At 28.5% G+C, this 15,852-nt stretch carries 19 protein-coding genes and 2 pseudogenes; 12 read left to right on the forward strand and 9 right to left on the reverse strand.

Going from position 1 to position 15,852, the window contains the following annotated elements:
- Positions 1 to 20: 20 nt before the first annotated feature.
- From JJC03_RS10805 to JJC03_RS10820, 5 genes are all read left to right on the forward strand, one after another.
- Positions 21 to 239 (forward strand): hypothetical protein, encoded by a 219-nt coding sequence (locus JJC03_RS10805; protein WP_235873314.1) that lies wholly within the window; start codon positions 21 to 23, stop codon positions 237 to 239.
- A gap of 134 nt (positions 240 to 373) precedes the next feature.
- On the forward strand, positions 374 to 670 hold the full coding sequence (locus JJC03_RS10810) for a hypothetical protein (RefSeq protein ID WP_235873315.1): 297 nt from the start codon (positions 374 to 376) through the stop codon (positions 668 to 670).
- 96 nt (positions 671 to 766) lie between these two features.
- On the forward strand, positions 767 to 1,336 hold the full coding sequence (locus JJC03_RS10815; protein ID WP_088398916.1) for a hypothetical protein: 570 nt from the start codon (positions 767 to 769) through the stop codon (positions 1,334 to 1,336).
- A gap of 9 nt (positions 1,337 to 1,345) precedes the next feature.
- Positions 1,346 to 1,474, forward strand: coding sequence for a hypothetical protein (locus JJC03_RS17910; protein WP_258931804.1), 129 nt, complete (start codon positions 1,346 to 1,348; stop codon positions 1,472 to 1,474).
- Positions 1,475 to 1,863: 389 nt separating this feature from the next.
- Positions 1,864 to 2,139: a hypothetical protein gene (locus JJC03_RS10820; RefSeq protein WP_088398915.1), complete on the forward strand. Its 276-nt coding sequence runs from the start codon at positions 1,864 to 1,866 to the stop codon at positions 2,137 to 2,139.
- 75 nt (positions 2,140 to 2,214) lie between these two features.
- Here the strand turns inward: JJC03_RS10820 and meaB are convergent.
- Positions 2,215 to 3,302, reverse strand: a pseudogene (gene meaB / locus JJC03_RS10825) (methylmalonyl Co-A mutase-associated GTPase MeaB).
- 243 nt (positions 3,303 to 3,545) lie between these two features.
- On the opposite strand from meaB, the gene JJC03_RS10830 reads away from it, so the two are divergent.
- Both JJC03_RS10830 and JJC03_RS10835 read left to right on the forward strand, forming a co-directional pair.
- Entirely contained in the window at positions 3,546 to 3,995 is a 450-nt protein-coding gene (locus JJC03_RS10830) for a Crp/Fnr family transcriptional regulator (RefSeq protein ID WP_235873316.1), read from the forward strand.
- Positions 3,996 to 4,064: 69 nt separating this feature from the next.
- Positions 4,065 to 4,298: a hexameric tyrosine-coordinated heme protein gene (locus tag JJC03_RS10835; RefSeq protein WP_088398912.1), complete on the forward strand. Its 234-nt coding sequence runs from the start codon at positions 4,065 to 4,067 to the stop codon at positions 4,296 to 4,298.
- A 135-nt stretch (positions 4,299 to 4,433) separates the two neighbouring features.
- Here JJC03_RS10835 and JJC03_RS10840 read toward each other — a convergent pair whose 3' ends face one another.
- The gene (locus JJC03_RS10840; RefSeq protein WP_258931807.1) at positions 4,434 to 4,643 is read right to left on the reverse strand and encodes a hypothetical protein; all 210 of its coding nucleotides are present in this window, start codon (positions 4,641 to 4,643) and stop codon (positions 4,434 to 4,436) included.
- Between the two features lie 217 nt (positions 4,644 to 4,860).
- Between JJC03_RS10840 and JJC03_RS10845 the strand changes: the two genes are divergently transcribed.
- On the forward strand, positions 4,861 to 6,264 hold the full coding sequence (locus JJC03_RS10845; RefSeq protein ID WP_088444677.1) for an FAD-binding oxidoreductase: 1,404 nt from the start codon (positions 4,861 to 4,863) through the stop codon (positions 6,262 to 6,264).
- 168 nt (positions 6,265 to 6,432) lie between these two features.
- Here the strand turns inward: JJC03_RS10845 and JJC03_RS10850 are convergent, their stop codons facing one another.
- The 6 genes and pseudogenes from JJC03_RS10850 to JJC03_RS10865 all read right to left on the reverse strand — a co-directional run bounded on the left by JJC03_RS10850 (position 6,433) and on the right by JJC03_RS10865 (position 11,126).
- Positions 6,433 to 7,029 carry an alpha-ketoglutarate-dependent dioxygenase AlkB family protein gene (locus JJC03_RS10850; protein WP_088398909.1) on the reverse strand — a complete coding sequence of 199 codons (597 nt, stop codon included), beginning with the start codon at positions 7,027 to 7,029 and terminating at the stop codon, positions 6,433 to 6,435.
- A 453-nt stretch (positions 7,030 to 7,482) separates the two neighbouring features.
- Positions 7,483 to 8,376, reverse strand: coding sequence for an EamA family transporter (locus JJC03_RS10855; protein WP_088398908.1), 894 nt, complete (start codon positions 8,374 to 8,376; stop codon positions 7,483 to 7,485).
- Positions 8,377 to 8,510: 134 nt separating this feature from the next.
- Positions 8,511 to 8,702: a hypothetical protein gene (locus tag JJC03_RS17915; protein ID WP_258931810.1), complete on the reverse strand. Its 192-nt coding sequence runs from the start codon at positions 8,700 to 8,702 to the stop codon at positions 8,511 to 8,513.
- Positions 8,703 to 8,705: 3 nt separating this feature from the next.
- A pseudogene (locus tag JJC03_RS18835) lies at positions 8,706 to 9,161 on the reverse strand (DUF1501 domain-containing protein); the annotation flags it as partial.
- A complete protein-coding gene (locus JJC03_RS17925; protein ID WP_258931811.1) occupies positions 9,142 to 9,687 on the reverse strand; it encodes a DUF1501 domain-containing protein in 546 nt (181 codons plus the stop codon). The pseudogene JJC03_RS18835 and the gene JJC03_RS17925, both read right to left, overlap by 20 nt.
- Before the next feature lie 59 nt (positions 9,688 to 9,746).
- Positions 9,747 to 11,126, reverse strand: a complete 1,380-nt coding sequence (locus JJC03_RS10865) for a DUF1800 domain-containing protein (protein WP_235873317.1) — start codon at positions 11,124 to 11,126, stop codon at positions 9,747 to 9,749.
- 94 nt (positions 11,127 to 11,220) lie between these two features.
- Here JJC03_RS10865 and JJC03_RS10870 point away from each other — a divergent pair, with 94 nt between their 5' ends.
- The 3 genes from JJC03_RS10870 to JJC03_RS10880 are packed head-to-tail and all read left to right on the forward strand — an operon-like array spanning position 11,221 to position 12,640.
- Positions 11,221 to 11,631 (forward strand): DUF2254 family protein, encoded by a 411-nt coding sequence (locus JJC03_RS10870; protein ID WP_235873318.1) that lies wholly within the window; start codon positions 11,221 to 11,223, stop codon positions 11,629 to 11,631.
- Positions 11,632 to 11,639: 8 nt separating this feature from the next.
- Positions 11,640 to 11,924 carry a hypothetical protein gene (locus JJC03_RS10875; RefSeq protein WP_235873319.1) on the forward strand — a complete coding sequence of 95 codons (285 nt, stop codon included), beginning with the start codon at positions 11,640 to 11,642 and terminating at the stop codon, positions 11,922 to 11,924.
- A 26-nt stretch (positions 11,925 to 11,950) separates the two neighbouring features.
- A complete protein-coding gene (locus tag JJC03_RS10880; RefSeq protein ID WP_258932616.1) occupies positions 11,951 to 12,640 on the forward strand; it encodes a DUF2254 family protein in 690 nt (229 codons plus the stop codon).
- A gap of 72 nt (positions 12,641 to 12,712) precedes the next feature.
- Here JJC03_RS10880 and JJC03_RS10885 read toward each other — a convergent pair whose 3' ends face one another.
- A complete protein-coding gene (locus JJC03_RS10885; protein WP_235873323.1) occupies positions 12,713 to 13,477 on the reverse strand; it encodes a hypothetical protein in 765 nt (254 codons plus the stop codon).
- A gap of 119 nt (positions 13,478 to 13,596) precedes the next feature.
- On the opposite strand from JJC03_RS10885, the gene JJC03_RS10890 reads away from it, so the two are divergent.
- Positions 13,597 to 15,789, forward strand: coding sequence for an ATP-binding protein (locus tag JJC03_RS10890; protein ID WP_235873325.1), 2,193 nt, complete (start codon positions 13,597 to 13,599; stop codon positions 15,787 to 15,789).
- Positions 15,790 to 15,852 lie beyond the last annotated feature (63 nt).

The raw sequence follows: 15,852 nt of genomic DNA on the forward strand, positions 1-15,852 counted from the left end.
TTGCTCAAACTGCAGATCAAGTGGTTACTAACTATATTAAAACAATAGGAGGGGAAGATAAGCTTAATAGTTTAAAAGGGATAAAGATGATTGCAAATTATGGAGGAGTAGAAATTCCAGTTGATGTTGTTGCTTTAAAAGGAGGGAAAATGTATGTTGAAATTAATTTTCAAGGGAAGGAAATTAAACAAATGGCTTCTGATGGAAATGTAGCATGGACGACTAATATGATGACGTAAAAAGCAGAGAAATTAGAAACAGAAGCAAATGAAAATCTAAAGTTGAGTAATCAAGATTTTCCAGATCCTTTTTTGATTACAAAACAAAAGGATATAAAATTGAACTATTAGGGAAAGAAACAAAAGAAGGCATTTTGTGTTTTAAAGTTAAATTAACTAAAAAAACAATAAAAATTACAGGAATTGAAACACCTAATGAAACATTTTATTTTTTTGATACAGAAAATTATTTACCAGTTGTGACAGAGGCAGAAATAAAACAAGGAGCTATGAAGGGACAGAAAATTATTTCGAAAATGATTGATTATCAGGAGTTAGAAGGTGTTTGTTTTCCATTTGCTTTAAATCAGTTTGGAGGAGATATGAAAGTAAAAAAAAATATTTTAAACCCTAGTCTAGAGGATAAAGAGTTTGTTTTTTCAGTAAAATAAATTTAGAGCAATAGGACAATTTTTGGATCTTTTAATTTATTATGGCACATAAAATTAGTTTCATTCTTTTTGATCACTTCTTTGTAAAAATAATCTATGAGTAAAATAAATAGATTAACCTTTTTAGGATCAGCATTATTATCAGTATTAGTTAATGCTCAAGAAAAAGTAATATTAAAAGAGAAAGAGTTGTTTGGAGACATAAAAGCTAGGCATATTGATCCTGCTTTAATGGGTGGACGTATTACTGATTTACAAACACACCCTAATAACAATAAAGTTATTTATACAGGTACTGCTGGAGTAGGCGTTTATAGAAGTTGGGATCTAGGAGAAACTTTAGAAATGGTTTCAAGCTTACCCGTATCACAGTTTTATCATTTAAGTATAGATACTGATAAAGTACCTTATCATGTTTATGGAGGCTTACAAGATAATGGTTCTTGGTATGGTCTCACAAAAAGTCTAGGAGGTATAGAATCAAGAGATTGGACTAGGGGAGGGCAAGGTGATGGATTTAAGGTTATAAAACATCTCTCAAAAAATATTATTTATAGCGAAATGCAAGGTGCAGAAAATGTTTGGAGGTATAATATAGATACTCAGGAATTAATTACCATTCAACCCTTACAGGTTAAAGGAGATCCTAAGTTACGATTTAATTAGAATGCTCCTATGGCAATAAGTAAAAAGCATATAGATAGATTATATATGGGAAGTCAAATTCTTTATAAATCGGAGGATAAGGGGCGAACATGGATTAAAATATCTCCTGATTTGACAACAAATGATAAAGTAAAATAAAATCAAGAAAACTAGGGGGTATTTAAAGATAATTCAGGTGCAGAAAATCATTGTACTATATTTACCATAGCAGAATCCCCTGTAAATGATCATGTAATTTGGGTAGGAACTGATGACGGCAATGTGCAAGTAACAAAAGATGGTGGGAAAACCTCGACTAATGTCCTAATGAATATTTTGGGATTACCCAAAAATACTTGATGTTATCATATAGAAGCTAGAGAGAAATATCAGCTTGTTTCAAAAGAATTATTTGATTTAAATCAAAAATTAGCTATGTAGTTAAATAGATTTTAATTTAAATCTAATAGATCAAATGATAGAAAAGGATAAAAAAACTATTCAAAAGAAGGTGAAAAATTAAAAGAAGCTATAAGGTAAAAGAAAGAATGGTCGCAACAATAGGAGGTAACTATGTTGGGACTCCAGAACCTCAATTAAGAGAAAAATTAGGTGAGTTATACGTTATGATAACTAATAGTTTTAATGCTCCATCTTTTTCTCAAATGGAAAATTTGGAAAGTATTAAATTTTCTTTTGATACATTGCAAAAAGAAATCAATTTAATCGAAAACAAAGACTTTTTAACATTAAAAAAGAAAGCAGAGAAAAATCATATACCGTATATATCTAAAAGCTTTGATGAGTTTATTAAGGATTTATAGAGCTTTATTTTATATAAGTAATTATCTATATTAGATAAAAAAACTGTTTAGAAAAGAAATGATCTAAACAGTTTTTTATTGGTGTTTAAAATAATTATCTAATAGTCTTTGCGCAGATGCAAAAGGAGAACTTTCGTTATTTTGTATAGCTCTTTTTTCGTTTTCTAAAAGAGACAAAGTTGCAGGGTGGTTAAAAAAATGACTTTTCAGTTGTTCATTAATGCTTTCTAAAAGCCAATATTGATTTTGGTCATTTCTTTTACTTTCGAAATAACCATTTTGTTTTGTTAATACGATATATTCTTCTATAGTTTGCCATATAGAATCAATACCTTTTTTTTCTAAAGCACTACAGGTTGTAACTTTAGGAATCCAACCAGAATTTTTTTCAGGAAATAAATGTAAGGCCCTATTGTACTCTGTTTTGGCAAGTTTAGCTTTTGTCGTATTATCGCCATCAGCCTTATTAATTACTACTAAATCTGCCATTTCCATGATACCTCTTTTAATGCCTTGTAATTCGTCACCAGCACCAGCTAAATTTAATAAAAGAAAAAAGTCAGTCATGCTGTGTACTGCTGTTTCGCTTTGACCTACGCCAACTGTTTCTACTAGTATTACGTTAAATCCACAAGCTTCACATAGTATAATGCTTTCACGGGTTTTTCTTGCTACACCACCTAAGCTTTCTCCAGATGCACTAGGTCGAATATAAGCATACTCATCTTTAACTAGTTCTTCCATACGGGTTTTATCTCCTAATATACTTCCGTGACTAATGCTTGAACTGGGATCAACAGCAAGTACTGCTACTTTTTTCCAAAAGAAGTCAGTAGCTTTCCAAAAGCTTCTATAAAAGTACTTTTTCCTACTCCAGGAACACCAGTAATGCCAATTCTAATAGATTTATTACTATATGGAAGGCAGTTTTGAACAATCGTATTAGCTTTTTCTTGATGTTCTATATTAGTGCTCTCAACGAGAGTGATTGCTCTACTAAGTGCTGTTTTGTCATTCTTAAGTATGGCTTTTATAAGAGCTTCTGTGCTTAAGTTTGCTTTTCTATTTTGTCTAATTTGGATGATTGCCTTCTGATTAATACTTTCAGGTTGTTCAATGCCTTCATTTTCTTTTAAAGCTGATTTTTTTCTGTAAGTATTCAATGGATTTAGTTTTTTAGTAAAGATAATTATTTTTTAATAATAATAATTTCTCTTTAAGATGTAGATTGTAAAATTATCTGTTATTTTGTTGAAATCGAAATATATTTATCATGGGTAAAAAAATGTTAGATCTAGATTGTCAATCAGTTGAAATATTTTTTAGTTTAGAAACATTTGAACAAAGGATTATTAAAAAGAATTTTGAAGTAGGGGGATTATTTAGTCTCTCAAGGAGATCCTTTTTTGTATTTACCTGTTGTTAAATCAGGAGTAGTTAGGTTAGATTGTACTTCTGTTGTAAAAGATGTATTGTTAGATTATGTAGTGGCAGGAGAAGCTTGTATGGTGAGTTTTTCCCATTATAAGATCATGGATAAATTATTATTTACAGCTCAAGCTTTAACAAAGGTGGAGGCATGGTTGTTACCAAAAGATTTAATTGATGAATTGTTGTTAAAAGATAAAGCTTTTGTTGATTATTTAGTCAATAGGTTAGCTTTTGAATTTCAAAATATATTACAACTATATGTTGGGTTGCAAAATGATGATTTAGAAAAACGTTTAGAGCGATATCTTCAAAAATATGGGAATAAGCTAGAAATAAATGGTATTAAGTTGACCCATCAACAAATAGCAATTGATTTAGGAGTCAGTAGAGAAAGTATTTCAAGAATTATGGCTAAGAAAAATTAGGACGTTGTGATCTACATCACAACGTTTTTTATTTTACAAAATTATTTTTGTTTCTTAAAAAAAACTTATATGGATGCTTTAGTACCAAACAATTCTTTAATTACAGCTACGCCTGAAGAGGGAAGGATGTTAGCAGTAAAAATGGCTAGATTAGTCATAAAATATACACAACCTGATGCTTCAGTACGTGAAAAATTAAGACCAGTTTACGCAGAAGATCCTGCAATGTTAATTGCTATTGGTCAGACAGTAGCGTTAGAGTTTGCTACTATAGCAAAAGCTAATAATTATTGGAAAAAATAAGCGTGTTAATTTTATTTTAAAGGCTGTTCAAATATTTTACCATTTGTTCTAGGGGTCAGATAAATTTAGCTATTCTATAGTAGTTAAAATTTGAGAACAATAAGTAGATTTTATCGGACAGCCTTTTGCTTAAAATTAAAATTTCATAAGTAGATTTCTGTTATAGGCAGTATTGTTTTTAAGGTTTTTTAAATGAGGTTTATCTTTAGTAAAATTAACAAACCATTTTGCTAATTCATCAATTTCTGATGAAATCAAAATATTCATTGATTGATTTAATTCTTTATTAAATTGTTCAGGATTTAAACTAGCCTTTTCTAATTTTCTTTGAATATAAGTAGACATTGTTTTCATAAGGTTATAAATTTATTTATTTGGGTTCTTAAAATTAGAAAAAAATATCTTACCATGCAAAAAAAAATCACTATTTTATAAAATAATTTTTAAATTGATATCTGAAAATATTTTAGCCTTTTATTTTTAACAAAATATCGTTGATAAATTAAGGGTATCGAATAGTTTAAATATTCTTAATTTTACAATAAACTAAACTCTAATTTGTATGCCTATTTCAAAAGAATTAATTCAAAAGTTGATAGATGTTGTTGGAGAACCATATGTTTTCACCGATATAGAGACACGAGAAGCGTATGGACATGATGAAACTGAAGATTTTTCCTTTCCACCAGGAGTAGTTGTAAAACCAAGTAGTGCAGAAGAAGTAGCTTCAGTTGTTAAATTAGCAAATGAATTTTATACCGCTGTTGTCCCCATAGGAGGGCAGACAGGTTTAAGTGGAGGAGCTTTGTCTGTGTTAGAAGGAATTGGTCTTTCCACAGAACGATTAAATAAAATTATTGAAATAGATGAAAAAAACCTTCAAGTTATCACAGAACCAGGCGTTATAACACAAGTATTACGAGAAACAGTTGCGGAAAAAGGTCTTTTTTATCCTGTAGATCCAAGTAGTATGGGGAGTTGCTTCATAGGAGGTAATATAGCAGAAAACTCAGGAGGGGCTAGGGCTGTTAAATATGGATTAACTAAAGATTATATACTTAACTTGCAGGTTGTTTTACCTAATGGACAAATTATATGGACTGGAGCTAATACATTAAAAAATTCTACAGGCTACAATCTAACTCAACTAATGGTAGGAAGCGAAGGAACATTAGGAATTGTAACAAAAGCAGTTATAAAATTACTTCCGAAAGTATCTTTTAATATATTAATGCTAGTGCCATTTTATAAAGCAGATCAAGCTTGTGAGGCCGTTTCTGCCATTTTTAGAGCAGGCATTGTACCTAGTGCTTTAGAATTTATGGAACGGGATGCTATTGATTGGAGTTTAAAATATATAGAAGGGATTGCTATTGAAGTAAAACCCGATCATCAAGCCCATTTGTTAATTGAAGTAGATGGAAATTATTCAGAAATTTTAATGCTAGAAGCAGAGAAGATAATGAATGTTCTTGATAATTTTGAAATTGATGAAATTCTTTTTGCTGATACAGAAGATCAAAAGAATGCGTTGTGGAAAATGAGACGAGGCGTGGCAGAAGCCGTTAAAGCAAATTCAATTTATAAAGAAGAAGATACTGTAGTACCTCGATATGAATTACCCAAATTACTAAAAGGAATTAAGTTAATAGGGGCTAAATATGGGTTTCAATCAGTTTGTTACGGACATGCAGGAGATGGTAATTTGCATGTGAATATTATTAAAGGAAATTTAACGGATAAACAATGGAAAGAAGAAGTTCCAAAAGGGATCCGTGAAATTTTTGAGCTAACACTTTCTTTAAAAGGGACTTTGTCTGGAGAACACGGTATTGGCTGGGTGCAGAAAAATTATATGGATATAGCTTTTTCAAAAATGCACTTAGAATTAATGGAACAGATTAAATATATTTTTGATCCTAATAATATTATGAATCCAGGTAAAATCTTACCAGATAAATTTTAATTAAATAGTCTTTAAAGCATAATCTAAGATATAATTTTATATAAAAAGAGATTGTGCAGTTTAATTTTAGACTGCGCAATCTCTTTTTTGTAAAAGATTCTGTCCATTGGAAATAGTTTTAAATAAGCAATTTTATAAGTGTATTTGACTCTTTAGGATACGCTCTTTTTATTTGATAATTCTAAATGTTAAATTAATTCTTGAACCTACGTCTTTTTGAGTTTTAGGAATTTGATGTTTCCAGAAATGCTGTAATGCACCTTTCATTATTAATAAGCTTCCATGTTGTAGATTTATATTTTGTTTAGCTGTTTCAATGGTATTGTGTTTAAGTTGAAAATTTCTTTCAGCTCCAAAGCTAACAGAAGCAATCATAGGGTTTCTACCTAATTCTTTTTCATTATCTGCATGCCAGCCCATACTATCTTGTCCGTTGCGATAGTTATTTAGTAAAACAGTTGTAAAGTGAGTATTGCAAACTCGTTCAACCTCATCTTTAATATGAATTAATAAAGGAGTCCATTGATGTGGGTGCATTATTATATTAGAATAAGCGTAAGGTTTTCCTTCATTGCCAAATAGAGCTGTTAGTCGGGGTTGTAAATGCTCTTTTCCATAAACTGTTATCTTATCTTGTTGCCATGGAATTTCAGATTCTAATTTTTGAAAAAAAGTATTAGCTTGTTCTAATGAAAAAAAAGCAGGATAATAAATTAGTTCCGCATCAGGAAGCTTAAATTCTATTATTTCGTCAGGAAAAAGCATTTCGTTAAGTATTTAGAATATTGTTTGAATTAAAATAAAAAACAAAATTCAAGTTTTTTAAGCTTCATTAATTCTGTTTGATACTATTTAATGTATACAAATATAAAATAAAATAACGCTTAAGAAGTTTTTTTAACAAATAATAGATAATTTGTTTTATGTTTTATTTTCCTAAAAATTTAATGTATCTATCATTAAAATGATAAAGAATCAAGTGAAACTATTATAATAAAGACTAATGTTTTTTGATTCTGTTTAGATAATATTTTATCAAAGTAAAAAGAGGTTGTTCAAAAAGTTTAAAATTCTACGATTTAATTTTATTCAATGATTATAGAAAAATAACCTTGGTTGTATTAATTAAATCATGGTGTTTATCCTGTATATTAGGATGATAAATTAAGTCTTTGATACTACTTTTTGAACACCTCTTCAAAAAATAAAAGAGTATAATTATTTTTTACTTCCATTTATATTCATTATAATAATGGCTAGAATAATTAAACCTATCCCAATCCATTGTGAGATCACAACAGTTTCATTTAATATCATAAAAGCCATCATGACAGAAACAGGCAATTCTAAAGAAGAAACAATACTTCCTAGTCCAATTCCTGTGTGAGGAAATCCAGCATTCATTAAAATAGGAGGAATAATGGTGCCAAACAAAGCTAAGAAGATTCCCCATTTAGCAAAAATGGCCATATTAAAAGGAGTTACCTGTGTCGCTATAGAAAAACCGAAAACAATAACCGCACCACCTAAAAGCATATACAAGCTACGTTGGGCAGATGATATTCCTAATGCAATTCTATTAGCTGTAAACATAGTGGTAGTAAATGAAGCTGCAGCTAAAAGCCCCCACATAATTCCTCTCCAGTCTAAATCTAGTGATTTACTAAATAGGTTAGTGGCTAAAGCAGTTCCTAATAAAACAATTGCTACAGAAACTATTTTTTGCATAGAAGGTGCTTTTTTATCTAAAAACCATTCTAATAATACCCCCATCCAAACGGTTTGCATTAATAAAACAATTCCTATGGAAACAGGAATGTATCTTACAGCTAGGTAGTAAAAAACACTGGTCATACCAAGTGAAGTACCAGCTAACATCAAATGTAAAATATTTGCAGAAGTTGCTTTTATCACTTCTTCTTTCTTTTTGAATTTTTGGAAAGCATTAATTAGCAGCATACCTAAAATTCCGTATATAAATTGTGAGGATGTAACCTCTGCTGTAGTAAAGTTTTCTTTATAGGCTAATTTAACAAATGTAGCTAACATTCCATAACTAGTGGCACCTAATCCTACTAAAAAAACTCCTTTTAAAATACGATTTTTCAACATTTTTTTAAAAATTAAGGGCGGCAAATATACAATAAGTTAAATGTTAAATATTAAAAGTTGTTAGTTTTTTTTAAATAATAAATAGCAATAAGTATTTTTAAAATTTTATAAAATGTAAACTAAGAATATGATGATTAAAAAATACAGTTTAAAGGGTTGTTTTTTATTCCTATTTTATTTGCATCAAAATTCAATTTTTCTTTAAGAAGACTGGCATATACACTTCTGAAATCAATCTCAAATTTTAAATCTCCATCATCAAGATTAGTTAAATCAGGATTTTTGCCAATTATATTTCCTCTATTATTTCCCCCTATAATAAACATAGGAGCAGCAGTTCCATGATCAGTTCCATTTCCATTGTCTCTTACACGACGGCCAAATTCAGAAAAAACAACTATTGTTACATTTTGCAGTAATTTAGATTTTTTTAAATCAGTATAAAAGCTAAAAATAGCATCATTAAATTCTGTTAATTTATTTTTGTGTATAGCTAATTGATTATCGTGAGTATCAAATCCATTTAAAGAAGTATAATATACTTTTGAATTTAAGTTGCCTTTAATTAATCGAGCTATCCATTCTAAATTTTTAGCTAAACTTGTTTTCGGATAAGAATTTTCAGTTTTTGAATTTTCTAAAGCTTTTTGAATTTTATCAGCTCCTTCTGTGATTGAATTGGCTATTTTTCTAACAAAATCTAATTGAGGATTATCAGATAATCTTGTTGTCTCATCATCAGTTTGTTTTTTAGGTTTAAACCAATTAGGAGCTTTTACTGTAATAGTGTTTGGATTTTTTTCCTTTTAATGATAAATTATCTATCTTGTCTATATTAATGCCAGCTGTTGGGATATGCTCTTTACATTGTAAATCTAAATAGCGGCCTAGCCAACCTTCATTATGATATTGATTAGAAGCTGAGGCTGTTTGCCAAATTTCCTGACTACGAAAATGTGAACGATTAGGTTCAGAATATCCTACGTTTTGTAATATAGTAAGATCTCCGTTTTGTTGAATTTCGGCTAAACCTCTTAAAGCAGGATGGAAAGCCATTCCTTTGTTTTTATTAATAACCTCTTCTTTTGAGAGTGCAATTTTAGGTCTATTAGCATAATAAAGAGGATCTTGAAAAGGGACAAAGGTATTAAGCCCATCATTTCCTCCGTTTAACTGAATAAAAACTAAAGATTGTTCTCCTATGATTAAATTAGAATTATTTTTTGAACTATAAGCATATAAAAAGTTTGGTAGTACAAGCATTCCTCCTGTAAAAGTTCCCGTAACTGATAAAAATTGTCTTCTATTCATAACTTTTCGTTTTTGAAGGTTAAAATTTTGATAACCTTAATTTTTATTGGAATAAAATTTTAAATTAATTGAAACTCGGGCGTTTTTATAATGGTATTAAATAATCTTAAAATGGCTTGTTCAGCATTTATACTTTCTGGATCAAAATCGTATTTTAAAACCATTTCAAAATCTTTTTGATTTATTTCATCAACAGTAAAAAGTAATTTAGCTGTAAGATTTTTAATAATATCTTTATTACTTATACCCTTCCAATTAATATGAGGAATAAAATTGTATTCAGTGTTTTCCCCTTTTTCTTTGATTAAACCAATTCGATTAAATAACTTGCCGGAACAAAGTAGGTCAGCAGTATGGTTACGCTGTAAATAGGTCTGTGAAGTTAACCAAGATTTACCTCCTTTCCATCCCTTTACATTCGGTTGATTAAATAAATCCATTCCTTGTTCCTTTAAAAAAAAGGTAATAGCTTTTTTGTTTGGAATACGTATTTGTAATTCATCAGTAAGCTGAAGAATAAATTCTAAAGGACTTTTAATTTTAGATCCAGCTGTATCTTTTTTATATTCTTCTGAGAATAATTTTAGTAAAAAAGGTTTTATTTCAAAGTTTACTTTTTTAAAATAATTACCATAATAGATTACTAAATCTTTTGTAGGTTCATCATATATAAACCACTTTAGGATTTTTTCTGTTATAAAATAAGGGATAGCGGGTTGCTCAAAAATAATATCTACTAGATCATCTGCTTTAAAACGTCCTGTTTTCCCTAAATACGTGATGGTATCATGATTTTCAAAAAGAGTATGATATATTGCTTGATCATCTCCTATCCCTAATCCAGCTAAAGCTTTAGCTCCATTTTTGATATCTATTTCTGTATAGTTTCCAATACCTAGAGTAAAAAGTTCTAATAGCTCTCTACTTAAATTTTCATTAATCTTTTCATTTCTATTATCTACATTGTCTAGATAACGTACCATAGCATTACTTTTTAGGACTTTTTTAGTTAGTTCTCTAAAGTTCCCAAAGGCGTGTTCACGTAGAAGTTGGTTATATTGAAAAATCCAATGATTTATTTTTATTTTTTCAAATGTAGCAACATAATGATTGTGCCAAAAACAAGTCATTTTTTCAAGAAGAGGATATTCTTCAGTAATCATTCTTTCAATCCACCAAGCCTTCATTTCGTTAGAAACTTTTATCTCTTTAATAATTATTTGTTTTGTTTCATCAGGATTATGTTTTTTTAGTTTTTTTTTTCTTTCACGAAGCTCTTTAATATTGTTAGGACTTTCTTGAAGAAAAACAGGAGTCATATTGTCTATTGTTGTCTTAAAAGAGTTATTAAGAAAATTTTCAATTCCTATACTTTTAATAATATCACTTTGTTTATTTGAAAAACCCAAGCGTAAGGACCAGAGAGTTGATTTATCCATGAAGATTTTGATTTGATTATTGGACAAAATCATTTTAAAAAGGTTTAATTAATCAAAGTAAGTTTTACTTAAATTTACTCCATAAATAATTAACATGTCTACTTTTAAATCTAAAATATATCAACAGTTAGAACATAAAATCAAACATTTAGGAACAGTAATGAGTAGTGTGTATGCTCTGTTTTTAGGTGCTTTTCTATTATGTTTGGATTTTCAGATTGATCTTAACAAGTATTTTTCTATTAATTCGTTAGAAATTTATACTAGATTAATTCCTGTTTCTAATGTTTTAGTCTCTATTGTTATAGGAATATCCTTAACTACATTTTCCGTATTATTTGTAGTAATGCAATTAGCTTCATCTCAATTTTCTCCAAGAATTTTAAGACACTTTTTAGCTAATGATTTTAAAATACAAGCGTTTATAGGTTTTTTTGTAGGTACTGTAGCGTTGTGTATATTACCTCAAATAATATCTGTTTTTTATACAAAACAATCTTTTTAATAACTCTATTGGTAGGGACTTTTTTAGCTATTAGGGGATTAGTTTGGTCATATCCTTCTATGATTACTTACTTGAGCGTAAATATGAATGTGTCAAGTATTACAGATCATATTAAAAAAGAAGTACTAGACGAAATAGATCTTTTATATACTGAAAAATGGGAAAAAGGAAATGATCTAACATATCAAAGAGAGTTGTGTTTTATAGAGAAAAAGGTATTGAAAATAGTAAGTCCTTTTCAATCAGGTTATTTGGAAAGTATTGATTATACTCAATTAAAAAAAATTTTTTAGAATTAAAAGAAGAAACATACTGGAGTATAGTTTATCAAAAACCTGTGATTGGTGAGTTTATAATGAAGGATACAACTATTTTATTACAAATTATAGTTGATCAAATTTCAGAAAACCAAAAAGAGATTTTTGAAAAGTTAGTTTCTAAAACTTTTAAAGTAAATCGTTTTAGAAGTCATACACAAGATATTAATTTTGGAGTGCGAAAACTAGTAGATATAGGTATAAAAGCTATTTCTCCAGCAGTAAATGATCCAACAACCTGTTTGAATTGTATAGATCAATTAGGAGAAATTCTAAAAGTTTTATCTGAAAGACAATTTCCTTCTACAGATGCAAGACAACTAATTCAAAGTAATATTCATATTAACGAATTTAATTATGATGAATTCGTTGATTTTTGTTTTGATCAAATTTATCAATGGGGAAAAGAGGATCCAACGATCGTAAAACGAATTCTACGTACTATTAGAGTTATTTTACCTACTATTCAAAATCCATATTATTTAAAAGTATTAATTCAACAAGTTGAAGAAATGGAGTTGTCTTCCATTTATACTCTAGAAAATTATGAGAGTAGAAACTTAAAAATTTCTAAAGAAAAACTCAATACAATTCAGAAAGAACTTCAAGGCTTTAGAGAAAAAGCCTTGAAGCAAATTGAAGTTTTAAAAAAAGAGGAGTTTTTGAAATTTATTCACAAGACAAACGAGTAAATAAATCTATGATTTTTGATTCAGAAATAGAGACGATAAACTATTTAAATGAATATTTAAAATCAATATAGGTTATCTTCTGTGTCGTTTTCCTCTCATATTATATTCTGCACGTCTGGTTTTAATGAATGCAGTTTTAGCTTTTCTTCTAGAAAGATATTTTGCATGTGGTCTTATTAAATGTGTTTTTGTTCTATGGAAATGAATTCGATGTTTATAGATATGTGTAACGAATAACGCGTGTTTTATAGGATGCCAAGGTTTCCACCAACGAGGATATAATGACCAGCGTACAGGTGAAATCCAAACACGATATCCAGGAGCATAAATAAAACGTATACAAGGCCATCCCCAAACATTAATAGTTACTCTTGTAGGAATTATGTCTGTAAAAGAAGGACCTTTATTTTCAATTGGCTTTTCATAAACATCAAAAGGTTCAACAATAGTGTTTTCATCAAATAAATCTTCATCACCTATAATTTGAATATAAGCTTCTTCATTGCCTGTTTTTTCAATATTCAATGTAGCAATATCTTGTTTTTCAGTATCGCCCAATAGTGCGCTTAACACAATTATATGATTAGAACCATCAACTAAATCTTCAACAGTAATATAATCTGTATTCCCGTCGTTATTTAAATCAAGATTATTTATATTGTTATTCTCTTCGTTAATAGCTTTTTCAAAATCTTCTAATGACGTAGAGTTTTTAAACATAGCTAAAGCTCCTTCTAGACTAAAGTTTTCCTGATTAGTTTCATTTTCCTCCATTATTTGAGCATATTTTGGAGTAAAAAAGAAAAAGGTTAATAAAATAATGAGAAAATTTTTCATGGTAATTGGATTTATAGATTTGTGTATATGACTCATAAAAAATTAAAAGGTTTAATGAACGTTTTATAAAAAAGTTTCTGTTTATTTGTAATGTAAAGTGTAAATAATTTGGGGAGTTTATGCAAAATTTGGTTAATACTATAGAGCAAAAGCTCGTAGAGGCTTATTCTATTAGGATTAATAATCTGACCAAGAGTATAATAATAGCGAATCAAGCTTTACAAGATTCTTTATTAATAAAGAATAAAGTACTGATTGGAAAAAGTTATAATCAACTAGCATTATATCATATGATAGTTGGTGAAATGCAAAGAGCTAAGTACTATTCTGAAAGTGCAATAAAAATTTTTAATGAATTAGGCGATGAAAGAGGTTTGGCTGATGTAAAATATGTTTTAGCAGCCGTTTACTACAAAACTAATCAATACCATTTAGGTCTTATTCATTTTAACGACGCTTTAAAGATTTATAAAAAACATGATGATTATTGTAATCAATCTCGTACAGAAAAATCATTAGGAACTATTTTTGAATGTATAGGCGATATTACAAGCGCATTTAAAGTATATAAAAGTGCAATTCAAAATGCTAAAAAAATTAACGATCTTAATTTAGAATCGAATGTGTACAATAACCTTTCTGGAATCTTAATTAAAAAGGGAAAAATAAATTTTGCCAAACAAATTATTAATAGGTCTATAGAACTTAAGACTCAAACAAAAGATATAAGAGGTATGGCTTACGCATTATATGGTAAGGGAAAAATATACCACTTTTGTGGTGAATATAATAAAGCCAAAGAATTATACAATGAATCCTTGAGTATTCATAAAGAAATGAGCGAAAATACAGGAGTTGTTATGACTATGACAAAATTAGCAGCTCTTTATTTTGAACTTGAAGAGATAGACAAAGCCCTGCAATTGGCAAATGAAGGATTGTTATTAAGTGAATCTTTAAAATTCTCAATGTGTACAATTAAACTGAATCGTATAATTTATCTTATTTATAAAAAGATAGGTGATTTTGAGAAAGCTTTACATTATTTTGAAAACCATTTATTAGAAAAAGAAACTGTTATTAATACTCAAACATTAAAAGTAATAGAGAGTTATGAGTTAATATCAAAAATGGAAAAAATAGAAAATGAAGCTATTTTACAAAGAGAAAAACAAAAAATATTAGAAAAGAAAAATTTAGATGAACTAGAAAATTATAAGCGAAAGCAAGAATTCTTATCTATAATGAGTCATGAAATAAGGACTCCATTAAATGCTATTGTTGCTTCGTTAGTTTTATTAGATGATAAAATAGTAAATGAAGGAAAGAAAATTATAAAGAACTTAAAATTTGCTTCTGATAATTTAATAAGTGTTGTAAATGATGTTTTAGACTTTAATAGATTAGACGGACAAAATGTAAAGTTAGAATTATTATCAACTAATATTAATTTTTTGTGTCAAAATACTGTTGAAATGTTCGAACGCTTTGCAAAAAGTAAAAATATTCAATTACGATATCTTTCTACAGTAAATATAACAAACTATTATTTAATAGATCCCACTAAATTAGCGCAAATTTTAAATAACTTAATAAGTAATGCTATTAAGTTTACAGACGAAGGGAGCGTAGAATTAGAAATAAAACTAATTAATTGTGGAGAACAAAAAGATTTAATTTCCTTTAGAGTAACAGATACTGGAGAGGGAATATCAGCAGATAGTTTACCTCATATATTTGATAGCTTTTCACAACTTAAGCCTTATCTAACTCGAAAACACGGAGGAACAGGATTAGGGTTAGCAATTGTAAAAAGATTGATAGAATTACATAATAGCAAAATAACCGTAGAAAGTAAATTATACAAGGGATCTTCCTTTTACTTTGAACTTGAATTAGAAAAATCCCACGAAATCCAAATCCAAATAAATGATAAAAAACAATTAATAGGTAAAAAAATATTAATTGTAGATGATACAAAAATGAACGGCATGTTACTTTCTAAGTTATTGAAGAAATGGAATATGGAAATTCAATACCTAGATACAGGTAAAAAAGCAATTGAAATAATAAAATATCAAAAGTTTGATTTTATATTAATGGATATTCATATGCCAGAAATGAATGGTTTCGAAGTTTCTAAGTATATAAGAATCACTGAAAATTTAAATACTCAAACTCCTATTTTTGCACTAACAGCTGATATTTTAGCAGATACAGATCAAGATTTCAAAAAATACTTTTCAGGTATTATTTTTAAACCTTTTGATACAGAAAAACTTTACAATTTATTAGTTAGTTATCTAGATTAAAAATCGTTTGATACGTTGTATTTTTATTAAAAAAAAGTTAAAATTTGTAACGAAAGTTAATAT

Origin of the sequence: Flavobacterium oreochromis, assembly GCF_019565455.1 — a bacterium.
Lineage (GTDB): Bacteria > Bacteroidota > Bacteroidia > Flavobacteriales > Flavobacteriaceae > Flavobacterium > Flavobacterium oreochromis.